This is a genomic window from Streptomyces sp. Je 1-369 (genome assembly GCF_026810505.1).
Classification (GTDB): domain Bacteria; phylum Actinomycetota; class Actinomycetes; order Streptomycetales; family Streptomycetaceae; genus Streptomyces.
In genome coordinates, this window is record NZ_CP101750.1 from 1,226,950 (window position 1) to 1,248,934 (window position 21,985).

The 21,985-nt window shown below is 71.9% G+C and carries 21 protein-coding genes; 5 read left to right on the forward strand and 16 right to left on the reverse strand.

Translation table 11 applies throughout. The features are described from left to right. Positions 1 to 121: 121 nt before the first annotated feature. Positions 122 to 1,021 (forward strand): endonuclease/exonuclease/phosphatase family protein, encoded by a 900-nt coding sequence (locus NOO62_RS05640; protein ID WP_268769799.1) that lies wholly within the window; start codon positions 122 to 124, stop codon positions 1,019 to 1,021. Between the two features lie 58 nt (positions 1,022 to 1,079). Here the strand turns inward: NOO62_RS05640 and NOO62_RS05645 are convergent, their stop codons facing one another. From NOO62_RS05645 to NOO62_RS05660, 4 genes are all read right to left on the reverse strand, one after another. Then, entirely contained in the window at positions 1,080 to 2,042 is a 963-nt protein-coding gene (locus NOO62_RS05645) for an electron transfer flavoprotein subunit alpha/FixB family protein (RefSeq protein ID WP_268769800.1), read from the reverse strand. Between the two features lie 57 nt (positions 2,043 to 2,099). Next, positions 2,100 to 2,885 (reverse strand): electron transfer flavoprotein subunit beta/FixA family protein, encoded by a 786-nt coding sequence (locus NOO62_RS05650; RefSeq protein WP_268769801.1) that lies wholly within the window; start codon positions 2,883 to 2,885, stop codon positions 2,100 to 2,102. A gap of 232 nt (positions 2,886 to 3,117) precedes the next feature. After that, complete coding sequence (locus tag NOO62_RS05655) at positions 3,118 to 3,627, reverse strand: flavin reductase family protein (RefSeq protein ID WP_268769802.1); 510 nt, start codon at positions 3,625 to 3,627, stop codon at positions 3,118 to 3,120. A 244-nt stretch (positions 3,628 to 3,871) separates the two neighbouring features. After that, a complete protein-coding gene (locus NOO62_RS05660) occupies positions 3,872 to 4,216 on the reverse strand; it encodes a thioredoxin family protein (protein WP_268769803.1) in 345 nt (114 codons plus the stop codon). A gap of 204 nt (positions 4,217 to 4,420) precedes the next feature. Between NOO62_RS05660 and NOO62_RS05665 the strand changes: the two genes are divergently transcribed. Then, a complete protein-coding gene (locus NOO62_RS05665) occupies positions 4,421 to 5,149 on the forward strand; it encodes a lysophospholipid acyltransferase family protein (protein ID WP_268769804.1) in 729 nt (242 codons plus the stop codon). 25 nt (positions 5,150 to 5,174) lie between these two features. On the opposite strand, the gene NOO62_RS05670 is transcribed toward NOO62_RS05665, so the two are convergent. The 10 genes from NOO62_RS05670 to NOO62_RS05715 form a co-directional block, all read right to left on the reverse strand. Continuing rightward, complete coding sequence (locus NOO62_RS05670) at positions 5,175 to 5,852, reverse strand: B3/4 domain-containing protein (protein WP_268769805.1); 678 nt, start codon at positions 5,850 to 5,852, stop codon at positions 5,175 to 5,177. A 13-nt stretch (positions 5,853 to 5,865) separates the two neighbouring features. Continuing rightward, positions 5,866 to 6,462 carry a transglutaminase-like domain-containing protein gene (locus tag NOO62_RS05675; RefSeq protein ID WP_268769806.1) on the reverse strand — a complete coding sequence of 199 codons (597 nt, stop codon included), beginning with the start codon at positions 6,460 to 6,462 and terminating at the stop codon, positions 5,866 to 5,868. A gap of 90 nt (positions 6,463 to 6,552) precedes the next feature. Next, on the reverse strand, positions 6,553 to 7,623 hold the full coding sequence (locus NOO62_RS05680) for a threonine aldolase family protein (RefSeq protein WP_268775480.1): 1,071 nt from the start codon (positions 7,621 to 7,623) through the stop codon (positions 6,553 to 6,555). 35 nt (positions 7,624 to 7,658) lie between these two features. Next, entirely contained in the window at positions 7,659 to 8,399 is a 741-nt protein-coding gene (locus tag NOO62_RS05685; RefSeq protein ID WP_268769807.1) for an SDR family NAD(P)-dependent oxidoreductase, read from the reverse strand. A 26-nt stretch (positions 8,400 to 8,425) separates the two neighbouring features. After that, a complete protein-coding gene (locus tag NOO62_RS05690; protein ID WP_268769808.1) occupies positions 8,426 to 9,829 on the reverse strand; it encodes a DUF6421 family protein in 1,404 nt (467 codons plus the stop codon). A gap of 81 nt (positions 9,830 to 9,910) precedes the next feature. Further along, positions 9,911 to 10,954 (reverse strand): alpha/beta hydrolase, encoded by a 1,044-nt coding sequence (locus NOO62_RS05695; RefSeq protein WP_268769809.1) that lies wholly within the window; start codon positions 10,952 to 10,954, stop codon positions 9,911 to 9,913. Continuing rightward, the gene (locus tag NOO62_RS05700; protein WP_268769810.1) at positions 10,954 to 12,090 is read right to left on the reverse strand and encodes an LLM class flavin-dependent oxidoreductase; all 1,137 of its coding nucleotides are present in this window, start codon (positions 12,088 to 12,090) and stop codon (positions 10,954 to 10,956) included. The genes NOO62_RS05695 and NOO62_RS05700 overlap by 1 nt, the downstream gene beginning before the upstream one ends. Positions 12,091 to 12,174: 84 nt before the next feature. After that, a complete protein-coding gene (locus NOO62_RS05705) occupies positions 12,175 to 13,389 on the reverse strand; it encodes a GDSL-type esterase/lipase family protein (RefSeq protein ID WP_268769811.1) in 1,215 nt (404 codons plus the stop codon). Between the two features lie 29 nt (positions 13,390 to 13,418). Next, on the reverse strand, positions 13,419 to 13,994 hold the full coding sequence (locus NOO62_RS05710; protein WP_268769812.1) for a TetR/AcrR family transcriptional regulator: 576 nt from the start codon (positions 13,992 to 13,994) through the stop codon (positions 13,419 to 13,421). A 210-nt stretch (positions 13,995 to 14,204) separates the two neighbouring features. Further along, entirely contained in the window at positions 14,205 to 15,929 is a 1,725-nt protein-coding gene (locus tag NOO62_RS05715; RefSeq protein ID WP_268769813.1) for a dihydroxyacetone kinase family protein, read from the reverse strand. 462 nt (positions 15,930 to 16,391) lie between these two features. Between NOO62_RS05715 and NOO62_RS05720 the strand changes: the two genes are divergently transcribed. Beyond that, on the forward strand, positions 16,392 to 17,186 hold the full coding sequence (locus NOO62_RS05720; RefSeq protein WP_268769814.1) for a helix-turn-helix domain-containing protein: 795 nt from the start codon (positions 16,392 to 16,394) through the stop codon (positions 17,184 to 17,186). Positions 17,187 to 17,231: 45 nt separating this feature from the next. On the opposite strand, the gene NOO62_RS05725 is transcribed toward NOO62_RS05720, so the two are convergent. Next, entirely contained in the window at positions 17,232 to 18,299 is a 1,068-nt protein-coding gene (locus tag NOO62_RS05725) for an alpha/beta fold hydrolase (protein ID WP_268769815.1), read from the reverse strand. A 134-nt stretch (positions 18,300 to 18,433) separates the two neighbouring features. Then, entirely contained in the window at positions 18,434 to 19,228 is a 795-nt protein-coding gene (locus tag NOO62_RS05730; RefSeq protein ID WP_268769816.1) for an SDR family NAD(P)-dependent oxidoreductase, read from the reverse strand. A gap of 214 nt (positions 19,229 to 19,442) precedes the next feature. On the opposite strand from NOO62_RS05730, the gene NOO62_RS05735 reads away from it, so the two are divergent. Together NOO62_RS05735 and NOO62_RS05740 are read left to right on the forward strand one after the other, a co-directional pair. After that, entirely contained in the window at positions 19,443 to 20,996 is a 1,554-nt protein-coding gene (locus tag NOO62_RS05735; protein ID WP_268769817.1) for a bifunctional phosphatase PAP2/diacylglycerol kinase family protein, read from the forward strand. Between the two features lie 179 nt (positions 20,997 to 21,175). After that, positions 21,176 to 21,910: a PadR family transcriptional regulator gene (locus NOO62_RS05740; protein ID WP_268769818.1), complete on the forward strand. Its 735-nt coding sequence runs from the start codon at positions 21,176 to 21,178 to the stop codon at positions 21,908 to 21,910. Positions 21,911 to 21,985 lie beyond the last annotated feature (75 nt).

The window sequence follows — 21,985 nt, forward strand, 5'->3', positions numbered from 1 at the left end:
GTCCACGACCACAGGAGTTCACGCCGGTCCCGGATTCTTCTGCCGCTGTCTCAGATCCTGCTTACGCAGCCGTACGCGCGCACCCCATCCTGACCGCGCGCCCCGAACCGAAGGAGACCGTGTGCCGACCGATCCCCGCGTCACGCGCCGTTCCGGCCTGCGGACGGCGTTCGCCGCAGCCGCCGCCCTCCCCCTGCTCACCACCGCGCTGGCCGCCGCGCCCGCGCACGCCGTGCAGCGCCCGGGCCGCCGCCTGGAGGTCATGTCGTTCAACCTCCGCTACGCGAGCGCCACACCGCCGAACACCTGGGCCGACCGCCGTCCGGTGACCCGTGAGCTCCTGCGCCGCACCAGGCCGCACATCGTCGGCACCCAGGAGGGGCTCTACCAGCAGGTGCGGGACATCGCGGCGGACCTCGGCCCGCACTACGACTGGATCGGCACCGGCCGCGCGGGCGGCAGCCGCGACGAGTTCATGACCGTCTTCTACGACACCCGCAGACTCGCCCCGGTCGAGTACGACCACTACTGGCTCTCCGACACCCCGGAGGTGATCGGCTCCAACACCTGGGGCGGCGGTTCCATCCGGATGGTCACCTGGGTCCGCTTCCACGACCTGCGCACGGACGACGAGCTGTACGTGCTCAACACGCACCTCGACAACGCGTCCCAGTCCGCACGCGCGCGCGGCGCCCAACTGATCGTCGAGCGCCTCGCCCGCCTGGACCGGTCCCTGCCGCTCGTCGTGACGGGCGACTTCAATGTGGCCGCGCACAAGAATCCGGTGTACGACACGCTGCTCGGCGCCGGTCTCGTCGACAGCTGGGACGCGGCGGACCGGCGGAGCAAGGCGTACGCCACGTTCCACGGCTACAAGCCCCTCACCCCCGACGGCGACCGCATCGACTGGATCCTGGCGACACCGGGCGTGCGCGTCCACGAGGCGACGATCAACACGTTCGCGCTGGACGGGCAGTTTCCGAGCGACCATCTGCCGGTGCAGGCGAGCCTGACGCTGTGACGCGCCGAGGCCCCCGCGCCGCGTGGTGCGGTGCGAGGGCCTCGTCGGGTCGCCGGGGTCAGCCCTTGCGGGTCTTGACCTCTTCGGTCAGCGCCGGGACGACGTCGAAGAGGTCGCCGACCACTCCGTAGTCGACCAGGTCGAAGATCGGGGCCTCGGCGTCCTTGTTGATGGCCACGATGGTCTTCGACGTCTGCATGCCGGCGCGGTGCTGGATCGCGCCGGAGATGCCGGACGCGATGTACAGCTGCGGGGAGACCGACTTGCCGGTCTGGCCGACCTGGTTGGAGTGCGGGTACCAGCCGGCGTCGACCGCGGCACGCGAGGCGCCCACGGCGGCACCGAGCGAGTCGGCGAGGTCCTCGATGATCGAGAAGTTCTCGGCGCCGTTGACGCCGCGGCCGCCGGAGACCACGATGGCGGCCTCGGTGAGGTCGGGGCGGCCCGTCGACTCGCGCGGGGTGCGCGAGACGACCTTGGTGCCGGTGGCCTTCTCGGAGAACGAGACCGTGAGGGCCTCGACGGTGCCCGCGGCCGGGGCGGCCTCCACGGCGGCCGAGTTCGGCTTGACCGTGATGACCGGGGTGCCGTTGGAGACACGGGACTTGGTGGTGTACGAGGCGGCGAACGCGGACTGCGTGGCCACCGGACCCTCGTCGCCGGCCTCGAGGTCGACGGCGTCCGTGATGATGCCGGACTTGATGCGGACCGCGAGGCGGGCCGCGATCTCCTTGCCCTCGGCGGAGGACGGGACGAGCACGGCGGCCGGGGAGACGGCCTCGTACGCGGCCTGGAGCGCGTCCACCTTCGGTACGACGAGGTAGTCGGCGAACTCGGGGGCGTCGGCGGTGAGGACCTTCACGGCGCCGTGCTCGGCGAGCGTGGCGGCGGTGGCCTCGGCACCGGAGCCGAGGGCGACGGCGACGGGCTCGCCGACGCGGCGGGCCAGGGTCAGCAGCTCAAGGGTGGGCTTGCGGACGGCGCCGTCCACGTGGTCGACGTAGACGAGAATTTCAGTCATGGGACTTCAATCTCCTGCAGTTACGAAGAAGTTGGGCGGTTGAGGGGTGACTGAAGCTCAGATGAACTTCTGCTCCGCAAGGAAGGCGGCGAGCTGCTTGCCGCCCTCGCCCTCGTCCTTGACGATCGTGCCGGCCGTGCGGGCCGGACGCTCGGCGGCGGAGTCGACCTTGGTCCAGGCACCCTCGAGGCCGACCTCTTCGGCGTCGATGTCCAGGTCGTCCAGGTCGAGCGACTCCACCGGCTTCTTCTTGGCGGCCATGATGCCCTTGAAGGACGGGTAGCGGGCCTCGCCCGACTGGTCCGTCACGGACACGACGGCCGGCAGGGACGCCTCGAGCTGCTCGCTGGCGGTGTCGCCGTCACGGCGGCCCTTCACGACACCGTCCGCCACGGAGACCTCGGAGAGCAGCGTGACCTGCGGGACACCGAGGCGCTCCGCGAGGATCGCCGGCAGCACGCCCATGGTGCCGTCGGTCGAGGCCATACCGGCGATGACCAGGTCGTAACCGGTCTTCTCGATGGCCTTGGCGAGCACCAGCGAGGTGCCCATCACGTCGGTGCCGTGCAGGTCGTCGTCCTCGACGTGGACGGCCTTGTCGGCGCCCATGGAGAGCGCCTTGCGCAGCGCGTCCTTGGCGTCCTCGGGGCCGACGGTCAGCACGGTGATCTCCGCGTCGTCCGCCTCGTCGGCGATCTGCAGTGCCTGCTCGACCGCGTACTCGTCGAGCTCCGAAAGGAGGCCGTCGACGTCGTCGCGGTCGACGGTCAGGTCATCGGCGAAGTGCCGGTCGCCGGTGGCGTCGGGCACGTACTTCACACAGACAACGATCCTCAAGCTCACGCCGGCTCTCCTACTGCATCGTCTTTACTGGGCTGCTGCCTTGGCTTATGGCTACTGCCTTCTTGCAGGCAGCATAGGCGCCTGAAGCGGCGGATCCCGGTCGGGGCGGACCGCGCTCCCACCGAAATATTACTCATGAGTACACCCAGTTCATTCCCGCTGAGCAAGCGCTTTGAACTGTGACCTTCCCAACGCTCCGTTATCGGCCCGCGCGCCCGCCCGACGGGAACTTTCAGTCCCGCAACGCGTTGAAGCGCCCGTGGTGGTACAGGAGCGGGCGCCCCTCCTCCGCACCGTCGCCGACGACGGCCTGCGCGAGCACGATGCGGTGGTCGCCCGCGGGCACGCGCGCCACGATCCGGCAGACCAGCCAGGCGAGCGCGCCGTCGAGGACGGGAACTCCTTCGGGGCCCTCGCGCCACTGCGTGGGCGGGCCGAAGCGGTCCGCTCCGCTGCGGGCGAACGTGGCGGCGAGGCCCTGCTGGTGCTCGCCGAGTATGTGGACGCCGACGTGCTCGGCCTCGGAGACCGCGGGCCAGCAGGAGGAGCCGGTGCCGATGCCGAACGAGAGCATCGGGGGCTCGGCGGAGACCGAGGCGAGCGAGGTGGCGGTGAAGCCGACGGGGCGGGAGCCGTGCGCGGCGGTGATCACCGCGACCCCCGCGGCGTGCTGCCGGAAGACCGAGCGCAGCAGATCGGGGGTGGCGAGCCGGGGCGTGCTGAGGGCAGGCGATGCCGTCATCGAGTTGTCCTTCTGCCGGGGGTTGCCGGAGGTGCGAGCGGAGGCGTCGTTGCTCAGCACTGCGGACAGCGGGCGCTGGCGTGGCGGCCGAGGTCCACGTGAACGCGCTCGTACAGAAGGAGGTCCCGGGGCATGAAAGCAGGCTCGCGATAGATGCCGCGTGCAGTCAAGTCCGTTTCGGAATATGAAAGAAGGATCACTGTCGCGGGGCCCCTCCGCCCGCCGTGACCTGCGGGTCGGCCCGTCATACGGCCTCGCCGAGGGCCGCGATCACATCGGCCTTGCGGGGCTGCCCGACGGCGCGGCGGACCACGTGGCCGGCGGCGTCGAGGACGAGCACGGTGGGTGTCTTGAGGATGCGCAGTTCCCGTACGAGATCGAGCTCGGCCTCGGCGTCGATCTCCACGTGGGTCACGCCGGGGACCATTCCGGCCACATCCGCGAGCACTCTGCGCGTCGCGCGACAAGGCTGGCAGAAGGCGCTGGAGAACTGCACGAGCGTCGCCCGCTCCCCCAGCCGCCCGATGTCCGCCACGCCGAGCCCGCGCCTGGCCTCCTGTCCCCGCACGTACACCTCTTCCCTCGCCATTCCCGCACCAATGCGCTCCGTAGTACAGCGTGCATGCGCCCCGAATGATTCCGACGTGACGAGAATCTCCCGTATCGGCGGCACCAAGGCTGGTCAGCCGTCCGTTGATGGGGCACGATCTGCGCAACGCCGAAAAACCTACGGCTGCGTAACTTGATGCCGGGACCCCCTCCCCAGGCAGGAAACGAAGGGCCCTTCCCACCCATGGCAGAGCTTGTCTACCGTCCCGTCATCGGTGCCGCGAAAACGCTGTTCAAGGCATGGGACCTCAAGATCGACTGCAAGGGGTCGGAGAACATCCCACGCTCCGGCGGCGCGGTTCTGGTGAGCAATCACATCAGTTACCTCGACTTCATCTTCGACGGCCTCGCCGCCCTGCCGCAGAAGCGTGTGGTGCGGTTCATGGCGAAGGAGTCGGTGTTCCGGCACAAGATCTCCGGCCCGCTGATGCGCGGGATGAAGCACATCCCGGTCGACCGCGAGCAGGGCGAAACGGCCTACGCGCACGCGCTGGACTCGCTGCGCTCCGGGGAGATCATCGGCGTCTTCCCCGAGGCGACGATCTCGCAGTCGTTCACCCTGAAGCAGTTCAAGTCGGGTGCCGCGCGACTGGCCCAGGAGGCCGGCGTGCCGCTGATCCCGATGGCCCTGTGGGGCACGCAGCGGCTGTGGACCAAGGGCAAGCCGCGCAACTTCAAGCGCAGCCACCTGCCGATCACGATCCGGGTCGGCGAGCCGGTGGAGGCGCCGAAGGACCAGTTCGCGGGTGCGATCACCCGGCGGCTGCGCGAGCGCTGCCAGGAGCTCCTCGAGGCCGCGCAGCGCGCCTATCCCGTACGTCCCAAGGGGCCGGACGACACCTGGTGGATGCCCGCGCACCTCGGCGGCACGGCGCCGACCCCCGCCGAGGTAAAGGCCACCGAGGCGGGCTGACGGCCGCGGCCCTCGGTCGCGCCTCTCAGCGCAGGGTGATGTCCGCGCCGGGGCTGAACTTCGCGAGAAGCCCGGCCAGTTCCGCGCCCGCCGCGTCGAGGCCCGCGTCCGGGCCCATGCCCTCCAGCAGGAAGATCGCGTCGACCGACTCCTCGGTGAGGCGGGTGCGCGGGCCCTGGCGCCAGTTCCAGCGGCGGCACGTGACGCCCTCGTCGTCGCACCAGACCACCTCGCCCGCGTCGGGGTGCTCGACGACGCGCTCCCCGGCGGCGACGGACACGAAGTCCTCGTCGCCGGTGGCCCGCACCAGCCGCATGCCGCCCTTGATCCGGTCCAGGTCCTCACCGCCGACCGGGATCAGATGGGCGACGCTGACGGCGTTGTAGAGGTCGACGAGCAGGTTGATGCGCGGCAGTCCGCCGTCCGCGAGGGCGCGCTTGGCGAGCGCCTCGGCGGAGTTGCGGGTGCGCGAGGGCTTCGCGCCGAAGGCCGTGTACGCGGCGCGCCAGGCGGCCATGTGCGGGTCCTCGTGCGGGGCGCGTCCTTCGAGCCGTGCGGCGAGGCGGCGGGTCGCGTCGTCGAGGAGGGCCTCGGTGGCGTCCGTGCCGGGTCCGTTGACGAGCCCGCGGGCCTCGATGACGACGTGGGTGAAGTCGGGCGCGAGGGCGCGGACCTCGTCGGAGACGGTCAGGTGGAGGGTCATGGTCCGTCGTGCCTCACAGTTCTGAGGGGTATATCTGCCAGAGGTGGTGCCGGTCCCGGGCTTCCTTGAGCGCACGGAGGGCCACGGGGCTCGGTTCAGCATAGAGGACCGGGTAGTCCACTTCGTTGGACTCCGGGTCCACGGGCCAGGCCAGCTGCTCCGCGCCGATCCGGAACTGCGCGTCGACGCCGGCCGGGATGTTGCCGCGCGGGTCCTGCCGGTGCCAGGCGCCGTCGAGCCGTACGGCGACGAGGCCGTGCAGGGAGTAGCCGCTGGTGTTGTCGTCCCGCAGGCGCTGGTAGCAGAACCCCGTGGGGATGTCCTCGGCGCGCAGCAGGGCGGCGAGGGCGTGGGACTTGGCGGTGCAGATGCCGGTGCGTTCACGCAGGACGTCGGAGGCGCGCCAGGTGACCTCCATGCGGCCCGCGTCCTGCGAGTGCGGGATGGCGTCGCGCACGTACTCGAAGGCGGCGCGCGCGTAGGCGTACGTATCGGCGGATGCTTTTGCGAGACCGGCCGCCACCTCCCGGACCAGTGGATGGTGGTGGTCGACGATCTCGTCCGCCGCCAAGTACGCAGACAGGTCGGGTTTTTCCTGGGTCAGCCGCATGCCACGGGAGCATAGGAATACGCCCGACCGTACGTCAATGACTTTACGGTCGGGCGTATAAGTATGCGGCCCTGCTCGGTGAGCGGCGGCTCAGCGAGCCATCTCCTCCTTGAGCGCCGCGAGGAACCCGTCGACGTCGTCCTCGCGCGTGTCGAACGCGCACATCCAGCGGACGTCGCCCGCGGCCTCGTCCCAGAAGTAGAAGCGGTACCGCTTCTGCAGGCGCTCGCTCACGTCGTGCGGGAGGCGGGCGAAGACCGCGTTGGCCTGCACGGGGTAGAGGATCTCCACGCCGTGCACGGAGCGGACGCCCTCCGCGAGGCGCTGCGCCATCTCGTTGGCGTGACGCGCGTTGCGCAGCCACAGGTCCTTGCTGAGCAGGGCCTCCAACTGCACCGAGACGAAGCGCATCTTCGAAGCGAGCTGCATCGACATCTTGCGCAGGTGCTTCATGTGCCGGACGGCGTCCTGGTTGATGACGACGACGGCCTCGCCGAACAGCGCGCCGTTCTTCGTGCCGCCCAGCGACAGGATGTCGACGCCGACGGCGTTCGTGAACGTCCGCATGGGGACGTCCAGGGCAGCCGCGGCGTTGGCTATCCGGGAGCCGTCGAGGTGCACCTTCATGCCCAGCTGGTGCGCGTGGTCGCAGATCGCGCGGATCTCGTCGGGCGTGTAGAGCGTGCCCAGTTCGGTGTTCTGCGCGATCGAGACGACCTGCGGCATGGCCCGGTGCTCGTCGTCCCAGCCGAACGCCTGCTTGTCGATCAGCTCGGGGGTGAGCTTGCCGTCCGGGGTGGGCACGGTGAGCAGCTTGAGGCCCGCCATGCGCTCGGGCGCGCCGCCCTCGTCCACGTTGATGTGCGCGGACTCGGCGCAGATCACCGCGCCCCAGCGGTCGGCGACCGCCTGGAGCGCGACGACGTTGGCGCCCGTGCCGTTGAACACCGGGAACGCTTCGGCGGTGGGTCCGAAGTGGCCGCGGATCACCTGCTGGAGGTTGGCCGTGTAGTCGTCCTCGCCGTACGCGATCTGGTGACCGCCGTTGGCGAGCGCGAGGGCCGCCATGACCTCGGGGTGGGCGCCCGCGTAGTTGTCGCTGGCGAAACCGCGCACGTCCGGGTCGTGGTGGCGGCGGGCGTCGGTCTTCGGCGGATTCACGGCTTCTCGGTCACGACCGGTCGTGTCGCGTACGGTCACGGCTTCTCGGTCAGCCACAGACGGTTTCCGTTCACTTCTCCTGCGGACTTCTCCCAGACGCCGGCGACCGCATCGGCCAGATCCTTGACGTCCGTGAAGCCCGCGAACTTCGCGTTGGGCCGCTCCGCGCGCATCGCGTCGTGCACCAGCGCCTTGACCACCAGGATCGCAGCCGCCGCACGCGGCCCGTCCTCGCCCCCCGCCTTGCGGAAGGCGTCGGCGAGCGCGAGCGTCCAGGCCTCGGCCGCCGCCTTCGACGCGGAGTACGCGGCGTTGCCCGCCGTCGGCTTGGAGGCGCCCGCGGCGCTGATGAGCAGGTAGCGCCCGCGGTCGCTGCGCTGCAGGCCGCCCTCGAAGGCGAGGGAGGTGTGCTGCACGGTGCGGATCAGGAGCTTCTCGAGGAGGTCCCAGTCGGCGAGGTCGGTCTCGGCGAAGTTCTTGCTGCCGCGCCAGCCGCCCACGAGGTGGACCAGGCCGTCGACGCGGCCGAACTCCTTCTCCGTGCGCGCCGCCCACTCCCGGGTGGCGTCCAGGTCGAGGAGGTCGACGGTGTCACCGATGACGGTGGCCCCTCCGTGCGCGTACCGGGCGGCGTCCACCGCTTCGGCCAGGCGCGCGGCGTCGGCGTCGGATGCCACGACGGTGGCTCCGGCCTCGGCCAGCCTGAGCAGGGTGGCGCGCCCTGCGGGTCCGGCCGCTCCGGCCACCGCGACCACGGCTCCATCGAGTGCGGACATGGTCCTCGCCTCCTCCTGGCGGCCGCTCACGCGGCGGCCTTCTCGGCGCCCGAGGTAGCAGTGATCCCCTTGGTGGAGGCGATCACGTGCTTCAGCTTCTTGGAGAGCGCCTCATAGAACATGCTGAGCGGAAACTCGTCGGGAAGCACCTCGTCCACCAGTTTGCGCGGCGGCAGCGAGGTGTCCAGGGCGTCGGGGCCCTTGGCCCAGCGCGATCCGGGGTGCGGGGCGAGGTAGCGGGACACCAGGTCGTAGGCGGCGAACCAGTGGACCAGCTTCGGGCGGTCGATGCCCGCGCGGTACAGGTCCTCGATCTCGCCGCACAGCTGGTTGGTGACCTCCGGCGCGCGCTCCCAGTCGATCCTGAGCTGGTTGTCGGTCCAGCGGACCACGTCGTGCTTGTGGAGGTACGCGAAGAGGAGCTGGCCGCCGAGCCCGTCGTAGTTCTTGACGCGGTCGCCGGTGACCGGGAAGCGGAACATCCGGTCGAAGAGCACGGCGTACTGCACGTCGCGTGCCTGCGGGACGCCTTCGGCCTCCAGCTTCACGGCCTCCTTGAAGGCGGTGAGGTCGCAGCGCAGCTCCTCGAGGCCGTACATCCAGAACGGCTGGCGCTGCTTGATCATGAAGGGGTCGAACGGCAGGTCGCCGTGGCTGTGGGTGCGGTCGTGGACCATGTCCCACAGGACGAACGCCTGCTGGCAGCGGTCCTGGTCGCCGACCATCTCGCGGATGTCGTCGGGCAGTTCAAGACCGAGGAGGTCCACGGCGGCCTCGGTGACGCGGCGGAAGCGGGCGGCCTCGCGGTCGCAGAAGATGCCGCCCCAGGAGAATCGCTCGGGGGCCTCGCGCACGGCGATGGTCTCGGGGAAGAGGACGGCCGAGTTCGTGTCGTACCCGGCGGTGAAGTCCTCGAAGGTGATGCCGCAGAACAGCGGGTTGTCGTAGCGCGTGCGCTCGAGTTCGGCCAGCCACTCGGGCCAGACCATGCGCAGCACGACCGCTTCGAGGTTGCGGTCGGGGTTGCCGTTCTGCGTGTACATCGGGAAGACGACCAGGTGCTGCAGGCCGTCCTCGCGGTGCGCGGCGGGCTGGAAGGCGAGCAGCGAGTCGAGGAAGTCGGGCACCTGGAAGCCCGTCCCGGCCCAGCGGCGCAGGTCGGCGACGAGCGCGCGGTGGTACGCGGCGTCGTGCGGGAGGAGCGGGGAGAGCTCCTCGACCGCCGAGATCACACGGTCAACGGCGAGTTCGGCGATGCCCTTGGCCGGGGCGCCGTCCGCCTCGAAGTCGATGGAGCCGTCCGCGGACTGCCAGGGCCGGATGTCCTCCACGGCGTCCTTGAGCACCGGCCACGCGGGGTGGTCCACCACCCGCCCAGCAGCGGAAGGAACCGCACCCTCGATACCCGACTGCACAAGAATTTCCGTCATGTCCCATCCTCCACGGGAGAACCTCACGTTAGAACACCGTATGCGGGTGAGGTTCTCCGCGACAAGAGGGGTCTCCGGAAATTATCCTGCGCCACCCCCACATCCGCCGCCGTTTTTCCTGCGGCCTCCTGTCGACCCGATCGCTTCTGCCGCACCGGTCATCGCCCGCACCGCGTCGGGGAGAACTTCGGGGAAGCCGAGGAAGCCGTGGAACATGTGCGGGTGGTGGTCGGTGGTGACCTGCCCGCCGACCGCGCGCAGGCGGGCCGCGTAGGCGAGCCCCTCGTCGCGCAGCGGGTCGCAGCCCGCGGTGACGATGTACGCGGGCGGCAGGCCGTGGAGGTCGGCGGCGCGCGACGGTGAGGCATGAGGGTGCTCGCCCTGGCCATCGGCGCCGAGGTACTGCTGCCAGAACCAGCGCAGGTGCGCGGCGGTCAGGAAGTAGCCGTGCGCGTTCTCGCGGTACGAGGTGGTGTCCTGGGCGGCGTCCAGGAGGGGGTAGAGCAGCACCTGCAACGCGATGGCGGGGCCGCCCTCGTCCCTGGCCCGCAGCGCCACGGCGGCGGCGAGCCCGCCTCCGCTGCTGTCCCCCGCGGTGACGACGGCATCCGGATCGCCGCCGAGCGCGGCGCTCTCCCCCGCCGCCCAGCAGAGCGCCGCGTACGCGTCGTCGACGGCCGCGGGAAACCGGTGCTCGGGCGCGAGCCGGTACGCGACGGAGACCACGACGGCTCCGGAACGGGCGGCGAGCGCACGCACGGTGGCGTCGTGGGAGTCGAGCCCGCAGAGGGCGTAACCACCACCGTGGAAGAAGACGACGGTGGGGCGTGGCGCGGCCGGGCGCGAGTCCGTCTTCGGGTCCGGCATGTAGAGGCGTACGGGGAGCCGGGGCGCGCCCGGTGGCCCGGGGATGGTCCGGTCCACGACGGTCCCGACGGCAGGCGGCGCCTTTCGCGGAACGGACGCGGCGGCGAGGATCCGACGCGCCTCACCGGCATCGGTGACGGCACCGCCGAGGTCGGGGAAGGCGTCCGTGAGGGCGTCGACGAGGGGGCGGGCGTAGGGGGCGAGGGGGGCGGAGGCGAGGGGGGCGGGGGCAGGCCGGTCCGGGGCGGGTCGTCGCATCAGATCGGTCCCGCCTCCTGGGCGCGGAAGTAGGGGATGACCTTCTCGCCCCACTGTCGCAGCGTCTCCAGGCAGGCCTCCTGGGGAACCGTGCCCATCTGGATGAGGCACATGATTTCGTCGGCTCCCGCGTCGCGCAGGCGTTCCACGTAGGCGATGGCGTCATCCGCCGTGCCGTAGGCGTGGTCGGTGTTGAACGTGGCCGTCGAGGTGGGGCGTACCGGAATGTTCTGTTCGTGCAGGCGCGCGACGACCTGCTCGGCGGCCTTCCGCATCTCGGCGGCCTCGTCACCGCCCTCCACGACCGCCTCGTCGGGGAGCCCCGCACCCCCGTACCAGTGGCCGATGGACTGCGCGAAGAACCGCTGGCCGCGGATGCCGACGCGCCGCGCGGCCTCCCGGTCGTCGAGCACGATCGTCGGGCAGAGCACGGAGAAGTGGTCGTTGACGGCGCCCGACACGAAGCGCGCGCCGGTGCGGGCCGCGACCGCCGCGTCGTACGCCTGCCGCATCGCGGCGATCGACTCGGGCCCGGCGAAGCCCATCACCAGAGCGCCGATGCCGAGTTCGGCCGCCTGCGTGAGGGTCTCGGTCCTGCTGCAGGCGAGGAAGAGCGGTGGGTGCGGGGTCTGCTTCGGCCGCGGGAGGATCGGGTGCGGTCCGATGTCGAGGAGCTCGCCGTGATGCTCCAGTTCTTCCTTCTCCCAGGCCTTCCCGATGACGCGGAGCGCTTCCTCGACCTCCTGGGTCGTACGTTCCCTGTCCACTCCGCAGAGCGACGTCTCCTGCTCCGTGCCGCCGCGCCCCGCGCCGAGGTCGAGCCGTCCGCCCGAGAGCAGGTCCAGCATGGCGGCGCGCTCGGCGACCCGTGCCGGGTGGTTGAAGTTGAACGGCATGCAGACGACGCCGTGCCCGACCCTGATGGTGCTCGTGCGCGCCGCGACCCAGGTCAGGAAGATTTCCGGCGCGCTCATGTGCGCGTACCACTTGAGGGAGTGGTGCTCGACCGCCCAGACGCGGTCGAACCCCATCTCCTCGGCGAGCACGGCCTGTTCGACGCTGTCGTGGATGACCTGATGCTCCCGCTCGACGGTCGGATCGGCGAGCTGGGCCTCGAATATCACGGAGAACTTCACGTGCCCTCCAGAGGGAGAGTTGCGCATGACGGTTAGTCATATGACTAACCGTCAGTTCGTGAAGTCGCAAGGGTTACGGCCCACTCAGCCGCCGAAAGCCCCGCCCGCCGTGAAGACCTTCGCCGCGAAACGTTCGCCCATGAGGCGGTGGGTCCCGGCGTCCGGGTGGAGGTCGTCGGGGAGCGGATGGCCGGTGGCGTCCGCGGGGCCGTAGAGGTCGCGGCCGTCGAGGTAGTGCAGGTTCGGGTCGTCGGCCGAGCGCTGCTTCACGATGCGGGCGAGTTCGTCGCGGATGATGTTGAGGGTGAGCTTCCCGCCCGCCCGCTCCGCCGGGTCGCCCATCGCGGTGAACCGGAGGCGCCCCTCTCCGAAGTCGCTGAAGTCCGGCGCGCTGGGGCCGGGGGTGTCCTCGTGGATGGGGCACAGGATGGGCGAGACGACCAGGAGCGGCGTCTCCGGGTGCCCCTCACGGATGGTGTCCAGGAACCCGTGCACCGCGGGCGCGAAGGCACGCAGCCGCATCACGTCGGCATTGACCACATTGATGCCGAGCTTGACGCTGATCAGGTCGGCGGGGGTATCCCGCAAGGCACGGGCGGTGAACGGGTCGAGCAGGGCGCTGCCCGCCAGGCCCAGATTGATCAGCTCCACACCGCCGTGCGAGGCGGCGAGCGCGGGCCAGATCGTGGTGGGGCTCGCGGCGTCGGAGCCGTGGCTGATCGAACTGCCGTGGTGCAGCCAGACCTTGCGGCCGGGGTCTCGCGCGGGCTCCACGGGCGCGTCGGTGCGCAGCGCGATGAGTTCGGTGGTCTCGTTGTGCGGCAGCCAGATCTCGACGTCCTTCATGGTGTCGGACAGTCCGGCGAAGCGTGCGGTACCGGGCTCTCCGGAGCTGCGTTCGGCGGTGCCCGCGGCCATGTCGATGGTCAGGACGTGCCCCGCCTCGACCGTCGTCGCACCGGCCGGGCGGCCGTTGACCAGCAGGTCGTAGACGCCGTCAGGGCGGGGCGGCGCGCCCACGTACGACCGCTTGGTGGGCAGCGTGTCGAGTTCGATCGTGGTGGCGCGGGTGCGGAACGCCAGCCGTACGCCGGAGGGCTGGGACTCGGCCATGGCGAGCTGCCCGTCGGTGTTCTGGGCGCGGGCCCGGGCGGGGAGCCGGTGCGGCAGTACGCCGTGCTCGGTCCGCTCCACGTCAAGGGCGCCCCGCAGGAGCTCCACGGTGATGTCGGTGGTGATCCAGGAGTGATCGTGGCCACGGTCGCGGTCAGTGTCGGTGTCGGTGTCGTTCGTGTGCATTGCCTCAACCTGTTGATCAAGTGTGTGGATTAAACGGCCGGTTCGGGCCAGTTGCGCAGCAGGGCGTCAAGGGCATCAATGACCCGCGTCCATGTCTCGTCGGAGTCGGGTGCGCTGTGACTGAACCCGCCCCCGAGCTCCAGGCTCACGTAGCCGTGGAAGACGCTGCCGAGGAGGCGGACCGCGTGCGTCTGGTCCGGTTCCGTCAGCTCGTACCCGCGCAGGATCGCGCGTGTCATCTCCGCGTGCCGGCCGCCCGCGCTCGCGGCGGCGGCTTCGGGGGTGAGCCGCAGCTGGGCCGCGGCGTACCGGCCGGGGTGCTCCCCGGCGTAGTCGCGGTAGACGTTCGCCAGTGCGGCCAGCGCGTCCTTGCCCGCCCGTCCGGCGAGCGCGTCGGCGCCACGGTCGGCGAGTTCCGCGAGCGCGAGCAGGGCGATGCCCGTCTTGAGGTCCTGGGAGTTCTTCACGTGCGAGTACAGGCTCGCGACCTTGACGTCGAAGCGGCGGGCGAGCGCGGAGACGGTCACCTGCTCGAAGCCGACCTCGTCCGCGAGCTCCGCTCCCGCCCGGACCAGACGTTCCGTGGTCAGCCCTACGCGCACCATGACGTTCCCCTTCCTCGACCTTCTCCGTAACTCCTACAACTTCTACACACCCGTCTCCGGCTAAACAATTATGGAGTTGCCTAAAGCTTTTAGGCAAACTGATATCGCTATTAGGTGGTGGAACCGATGCGCTCCTGCGGTCACGCGGGTGCGCATCGGTTCCACCACCAAGCCGTCGGCCTCCAGACTGAGGACGGTTCAGGGAATCGCTCAGAGGACGGTGATGTGGCCGGGTGCGGGCAGGCGCGGGGCCGTGGCCGGTTCGTGGATGTCCGCGAGGGCCATGAAGAGCAGCGCGACGGCCAGGGCGCCGGGGTCCGGCACGCCGAGCGCGTGGTCGCCCACGTAGCTGGCGCGGCCGCGGCGGGGGCGCAGCGACGCGGTGGCGAGCGCGCCGCGGATGGCCGCCTGCGCGGCCTCGGTCAGCGGCGCCTCGGGGGCGTCCGCGTCCCGGGCGGCGACCAGGGACTCGGCGGCGGGCGCGAGGGCGTCGACCAGCGTGCAGTCGCCGGGGACCGCGCCGCCCACCCGGTGGATGGCGGCGTGGCCGGCCTCCGCGGCCTCCGCGAGCGCGGCCGCGCTCGGGGCGCTGCCGTCCGCGGGCGAGGCGGCGGCCAAGTGCTGGAAGAGGAGGCCGAACAGGGGGCCGCTGGTGCCGCCTACGTCGTTGAGGAAGGCGTCGGCCAGCGCTGCCGTGCCGTCCATACCGGTCTCGTCGGCCAGCTTCACCGCGCGGCGCACGCCCCCGGCGAGATTGTCGCCGAAGTCGCCGTCGCCGACGAGCTGGTCGAGCTTGGTGAGGTTGTCGCGGACCTGCGTGACGGTGAGCGCGTAGCGGTCGAGCAGGGTGCGGTCGCCGGTCTCGGACGGCGCGGACGCGGGGGTGCGTGCGGGCGTACGCGTGGGCGACTCAAGGCTTTCTACGCCGACGGCACCCTCGGCGGGGCGCGGCAGGACGAGCGGGGTCCGGGTGGGGGTGGTCCACAGGTCGGCCCAGCCTTCTTCGAGCCGCGTGAGGGTGAGGGAGAACCCGGCCATGTCCAGGGCGGCGGTGAAGGTGCCGGGGACGACGAGGACGGGGCGCAGGCCGCGGGCGGTGAGCTCGTCGTTCAGGAGCACCGCGATGGCGTTGAGCTCCAGCTCGGTGGTGGCGCCGAGGCCGTTGACGAGGGCCAGCACGTCGTCGGGCCCGTCGGGCAGCGCGTCCAGGAGGTCGTCGGTCATGCGCCGGACGAGGTCGCCGGTCGCGGGCCTGGCGATGGTGCGGATGCCGCGCTCGCCGTGGATGCCCACGCCGTAGTCGAGGGTGTTCTCGTCCAGCTCGAAGGCCGGGTGCACCGTGGTGGGCGAGGTCTGGGCGCGGGCGGCGACAGCGATGCTGCGGGAGCGGGCGGCGACGCGGCGGCCGAGGTCGGTGAGCTCCTCCAGCGTGGCGCCCCGGTCGGCGGCGGCGCCGAGGAGCTTCTCGACGACGACCGTCGCGGCGGTGCCCCGGCGGCCGGTCGCGCTGTCCGCGCTGTCGGTGGCCAGGTCGTCGTCGACGAGGACGGTGGCGACGGGGATGCCGTCGTGCCGCAGCCGCTCCGCCGCGATCTGGAAGTTGATCACGTCGCCGGTGTAGTTCTTGACGATGTGCAGGACGCCGCCGCTCTTCGCGGCCGCCGCGCTCGCCTCGTAGATCTGCCGGTTGTGCGGGGAGGCGAAGATCTCGCCGGGGCAGACGGCGTCCAGGCCGCCCCGGCCCAGGAGGCCGGTGTGCAGCGGCTCGTGACCGGAGCCGCCGCCGGAGACCAGGGCGACCGTGCGGGCCGGGTCGGCGTCGCGCGCCCGCAGGTAGAGCGGGCTGCTGTTGACCTCGATCATGCCGGGGTGCGCCAGGGCCAGCCCTCGGGCGGCGGTCAGCACGGCATCGGTCTCCGGCAGGAAGTGGCTCATCGGTGAACTCTCCAAGGGTGTGCTGGTGGCGGCTGGCGTACGGGGCGGCTGACGCGGAGGTCGGCGGCGGCGACGGTTGATCCGGGACGGCCGACGCGCCGGGCGGCGCGTGGTGGTTGACGCGCCGGTCGGCCGCGGCGCACCGCACACCGGTCGGCGACACGGCGGCTGACACACGCGTTGGCGACGCGGTGGCAGCGGTACCGCAGCCGGGACCCCGTGAACGGGACCCGGCACCCGAACCCGGAACCTCCGAGTTCCGGACCGTGCCGGTCGGCGACGCGCCCACCATGCCTCCGCACCCCGCGCCAAGGTCGGCACACCCGAATACCGGCACGCTCACGTTCCGGTCGCCGCCGCCGTGTGCGAGGCTGACACCGTGCACCGGCCCGGGCCGAGATCGGCGAAGGGCGCGCGGCACCCCCGTACGACAACCCCTTCTTTGCGAGGTCTTTACACTTGGTGGACGCGCGACGCGAGGACCTCGGGCGGATGCTGCGGGCGTGGCGGATGGCGCGGGACCCCGCTCTGCTCCCCGACCCCGTCCCTTTCCGCGGCCACCGTTCGTACCTCACCCAGCTCGACATGGCCCTGCTGCTCGGCGTCTCCGAACGCTGGTACCGCGCTCTGGAGCGGGGCGAGGACCGCAAGTACGCGCGCGAGATGATCGACGGCGTCGTACGGATCCTGGACCTCTCCCCCGGTCAGGCGACCGCCCTCCACCGCGGCACCGGCCACCAGCCGCCCCGCTACCGCGCCGGGAGCGCGCGGCCCGACGACGCGATGCTCGATCTGCTGCACCAGCAGCGCCGGGTGAGCTGGATCTGCGACCAGGCCTGGGACGTGGTCGCCGTCAACGCCGTGGCGGCACGCCACTGCCCCTGGCTGGCCCGTCCGGACGCGAACGTCATGACCTGGGCGTTCTCGCGCGAGGCTCGGTATCAGCTGCGCGACTGGGACACGCGGTGGGCGGGCCCGCTGCTCAGTCGGCTGCGCCTGGCCTGGCAGCGCTGGCCGGACAACGAGCGTCTGGACGGCGTGGTGCGGACCGTGCGGCGCGAGCCGGGCGTCGCCGAGCTGTGGGATCACACGGCGGACGTCCGGGCGCCGCACGACGACGCGCCGCTCCCCATGTACTTCCCGCTCGTGGCGCCCGACCCGGTCGACGTGCGCGTCGCGGCGTACGGACGCTTCGGCGACACGGCGCTGCGCTGGCTGGTCCTCACGCCCGTGGACCCGGCGATCACGTTTCCGTGAGCGGGGCTGAGCGCGCGCCCGACCGAGCCCTCCCGTCGCGGCCCTTCAGTCTCCCAAGCCGCCGAGCCACTCCGTAAGAAGCCCGTTGACCGCGTCGGGCCGCTCCTGCTGGACCCAGTGGCCGCAGCCGTCGAGGACGTGCGAGGAGCGCAGGCCCGGCAGGGTGTCGGGGAACGCCTTGATCGCGTCGGCCAGCCACCTGGTCGAGGCGTCCATGCCTCCCCCGACGAACAGGGACGGCTGTCGGATCGGGGCGCCCGCGAAGCGCGGCGTGAGGTCCTCCCAGTCCCGGTCCATGGCGCGGTAGCGGTTGAGCGCGCCGGTCGGACCGGTCCGCTCGAACTCCTCGGCGTAGACGTCGAGGTCCCGCTCGTCGAGCCAGGAGGGCAGTCGCAGCCGCGCACCCGAGCCCGCCGCCACCACGGGAAACCGGTCCCGCAGCCGCCCGCCGCGGCTCACGAAGTGCGGGTCCGGCGCGTCGGGCCCCGGCATCGTGTCGGCGGAGAGCGCGGCGTAGAACCCGGCGAGCCAGCCCCGTACGTCGGGCTCGATCTCGGCCTCGGCGCGGCCGGGCTCCTGGAAGTACGAGACGTAGAACTCCTCGTCCCCACCCATCCCGGCGAACACCTCGCTCGGCCGCGGGCCGCCCGGCGGCGTGTACGGGACGCTCAGCAGGCCTACCGCGCGGAACACGTCCGGCCTGACGAGCGCGGAATGCGCGGCGACGGTCGCGCCCCAGTCGTGCCCCACGATCACCGCGGTCTCCTCGCCCAGCGCGTGCACCACGGCGACGCCGTCCTCGACCAGGTCGAGCATCCGGTACGCGGAGATGTCCGCGGGGCGCGACGAACGGCCGTAGCCACGCACGTCGACGGCGACCGCGCGGTACCCGGCCGCGGCCAGGGCGGGCAGCTGATGGCGCCAGGAGTACCAGGACTCGGGGAAGCCGTGCACCAGCAGGACGAGGGGTCCCTCACCCTGCTCCACCAGGTGGACACGGCCTGCGGGCGAGGGGACCAGACGGTGGGTCAGATCCCCCGGAGACAACGGAGACAACGGGGGCAACGGGGGCAACGGGGGCAACGGGGAGGGCTGCTGCTGCGCGGGGGACATGGGCACTCCTGGGTTCCGGCGACGACTTGCCCCGAGCATGCGGCGCGCGCCGGCGGCGGGACGATGTTCGTTGCCGTTCCGGCAAAGGCGCGCCCCCACGCCTACAAGAACGACCGCGACCGCGAAACGGCCGTCTACGGAACGATCGAGTCCACGTAACCGCCGTCCACCCGCACCGCGCCGCCCGTCGTCGCGGACGCCAGCGGTGAGCTGAGGTAGACGACCATGTTCGCGATCTCCTCCGGCTCGATGAGCCGCTGGATCAGCGACTGGGGGCGGTGCTCGGTCATGAACTTCCGCTGCGCCTCGTCCCACGGCAGCGCGCGGTCGACCAGTTCGTAGACGAAGTCCTCCACGCCACCGGTGTGCGTCGGTCCCGCGATCACGGAGTTGACGGTGACGCCCGACCCCGCCGCCTCCTTCGCGAAGCCCCGCGACACGGCGAGGAGCGCGGTCTTCGACATGCCGTAGTGGATCATTTCCGCGGGCGTGACGAGCGCCGAGTCACTGGCGATGTTCAGGACGCGGCCCCAGGAGCGGTCCCTCATGCCCGGCAGATAGTGGCGGATCATCCGCACCGCGGTCAGCACGTTGACCTCGAAGTAGCGGCGCCACTCGTCGTCGGTGATGTCGAGGGCGGGCTCGGCGCCGAAGATGCCGAGGTTGTTCACGAGGATGTCCGCCCGCGGCACGGCCTCGAAGACCTGCTGCGCGCCCTCGTCGGTGGCGAGGTCACCCGGCGCCGCGACGAAACCGGCGCCGTCGCACTCGCCCTTGAGCCGGTCGACGGCGGCGTCCACGGAGTCGCGGGACCGCCCGTTGACCGCGACCTCGGCGCCCGCCCGCGCCAGGCCGACGGCGATCGCCGCGCCGATTCCCTGGGTGGACCCGGTGACGAGCGCGGTCTTGCCGGAAAGGTCGACGTGCACGGTGTGTACCTCCTGGAGTTCCTGTTCAGTGGTCGGCGAACGCGCCGAAGCGATCGGCGAACGCGCCGAGGCGATCGGCGGACGCGTCGAAGCGGTCGAGTCCGTACGGTCGGATGCCGCCCGGCAGGCGGGCGCCGCTCCCAAGACTGAACCACCTACCCCGTTCGGACGAGCATCACGGGCCGCCGCCGTGTCGCCCTGCTCGAGTGTGTCCATGAAGCGACGGATCGGGGACATCGACCGGCGGTGGTTCGAACGGGTGGCGTCGGCGCGGCTGGCGGGCGCGGAGCAGGTACTGCCGCCGCTGAGCAGGGCGGCGAACCACGGGCGCCTCTGGTTCGGCACGGCGGCCGCCCTCGCGGTCGTCGGGGGCCCCGCCGCCCGGCGCGCCGCGCGGCGCGGGGTGGGCGCCCTCGCGCTGGCCTCGGTGACGACGAACGCCGTGGCCAAGTACGCCGTACGCCGGCGCCGCCCCGTCCTGACCGCCGTACCCGCGATGCGACGCCTCTCCAAGGCGCCGTGGACGTCCTCGTTCCCGTCCGGGCACGCCGCGTCGGCGGCGGCGTTCGCGGTGGGAGTGGCGTTGGAGACGCCCCGGTACGGCGCGCTGCTCGCGCCGGTCGCCGCGTCCGTGGCGTTCTCGCGGGTGTACGTGGGGGTGCACTACCCCGGTGACGTCCTCGCGGGCTGCGCGCTCGGCGCGGCGGCGGCCGCGGTGACCTGCTACTGGTGGCCGCCGCACCCCTCGCCCGCCCAGTTCCGCCGCACCCGGGTGAAGGCGCCCGTGCTGCCCGAGGGCGAAGGGCTCGTCGTCGTCCTCAACTCCGGTTCCGGGAAGGGTGTTCCGGGGCGTCTGCCTGCGCGCGAGCATCTGGAGCTGCTGCTGCCGAAGGCCGAGATCGTGGCGTGCGGTCCCGGTGACGACCTCGGCGAGGTCCTGGACGAGGCGGTGGCGCGGGCCACCGGCGCGGCCGGGGTGCTCGGCGTCTGCGGCGGGGACGGCACGGTGAACGCCACGGCAGGGCGCGCGGCGGATGCGGGGCTCGCGCTCGCGGTCTTCCCCGGTGGCACCCTGAACCACTTCGCCCTGGACGTGGGCACACCCACCTTCGAGGACACCGCGCACGCCGTCGCGCGGGGCGAGGCCGTCCGCGTCGACCTGGCACGGGTGCGCGACGGAGAGGGCGAGGAGGTCGCCGGGTTCGTCAACACCTTCAGCATCGGCATCTACCCGGAACTCGTGCACAAGCGCGAGAAGTTGGAGGGGCGCATCGGCAAGTGGCCCGCGGCGGCCGTGTCGTTCGTCGAGGTGCTGCGGACCGCGGCACCGCTGCGCGTCCGGCTCGACGGCCGCGACCGCGTTCTGTGGCTGCTCTTCGCGGGCAACGGGCAGTACGTGCCGGACGGCCTCGCGCTCACGCACCGGCCCCGGCTGGACGACGGCCTCCTCGACATCCGCACGGTCGACGCGGAGGCGCCGCTGGCCCGGACGCGCGTCGCGCTCTCCGCGCTGGGCGGCGCGTTGCGGCGCTCGCGGGTGTTCCGCTCCGAGCGCGTCGAGGAGTTGCGGCTCAGCGGCCTAGAGGACGTGACGGGACTCGCGTACGACGGTGAGACCGCGCCGACGCCGGACGCCCTGATCCTCGACAAGCTGCGCTCCGCCCTGACGGTCTACAGCCCGGCGGCGCGGCTGGACGAGATCGCCCAGCGGGCCCGCACACTGACGCTGGCGGCGAACCGTCGACCGGGGCGGGGACCCGCGGCCTGATGTCACTCCGTGGGCGCGAGGCCTTGCGCCGCGGTACGGTTCGGCGGCTCCCGGCGTCCGGCACCGCCATCCAGTCGACCGCGTGCGACGGTTTCGCGGGCCGAGTGCTGAAGGTTCTGGACGCGACCGCGTCGTGGGAGCCTTGCGCCCGCCCCACCCCCTTCACTTCAATGCGCCCTATGGCGGCCCGTCGAACCACCTCGCAGCAGCACGACAGCACCGCGTCCGCCGACGGCGGCGCCGGGTTGCCGCCGACCGCGTGGGCCGTGCTGGGGCTGCTCTCCTTTCCCGGGGAGCGGACCGGGTACGAGCTGAAGAAGTGGGCGGACGCCTCCCTGCGCTTCTTCTACTGGTCGCCCGCCATCAGCCAGATCTACGCCGAGCTGCGCCGCCTCGAAGCGCTCGGGTACGCCACGTCGCGCCGCTCCGGCCCCGAGGAGCCCCGTACGAAGCGGGCGTACGCCATCACCGACGAGGGCCGGGCCGCGCTGGCCTGCTGGGCCGACGGCGGCCGGGACGTGGGCCCGCCCGTCCTCAAGCACCCGCTGCTCCTTCGGATCTGGCTCGGTCACCTCACCGCCCCCGACCGGCTGCGGGACCTCGTGGCCGGACACATCGCGCAGACCAGGGGCGAGTTGAAGGAGGTCAGGGACGCCCTCGCGCGGGTGGAGCGGGTGGAGGGGCCCCAGGCGTGGTCGCATCCGCGGGTCGCGCTGCGGTGGAGCGAACGGCGTCTGGAGGCGGAGGTGGGGCTGGCGGAGGCGATGCTCGACGATCTGTCCGAGCTGGCGGCGCGAGGAGGGGCCCTGGGCGTCGACGCGCCGTCGACGGCCCCCGCGCCCCACCCGGACGCCGAAGCGGAACCCGTTCCGCCGCCGGGTCAACCCGTGGGGGACTCGCCCACGCCAGGGTGAAGCGGCTCGCCCCGGCGGTGCCCCCGGCGGTAGGACGGAGGGGGCCAGTCGTCCCCCGCCGTTCGGAGCAGCGCA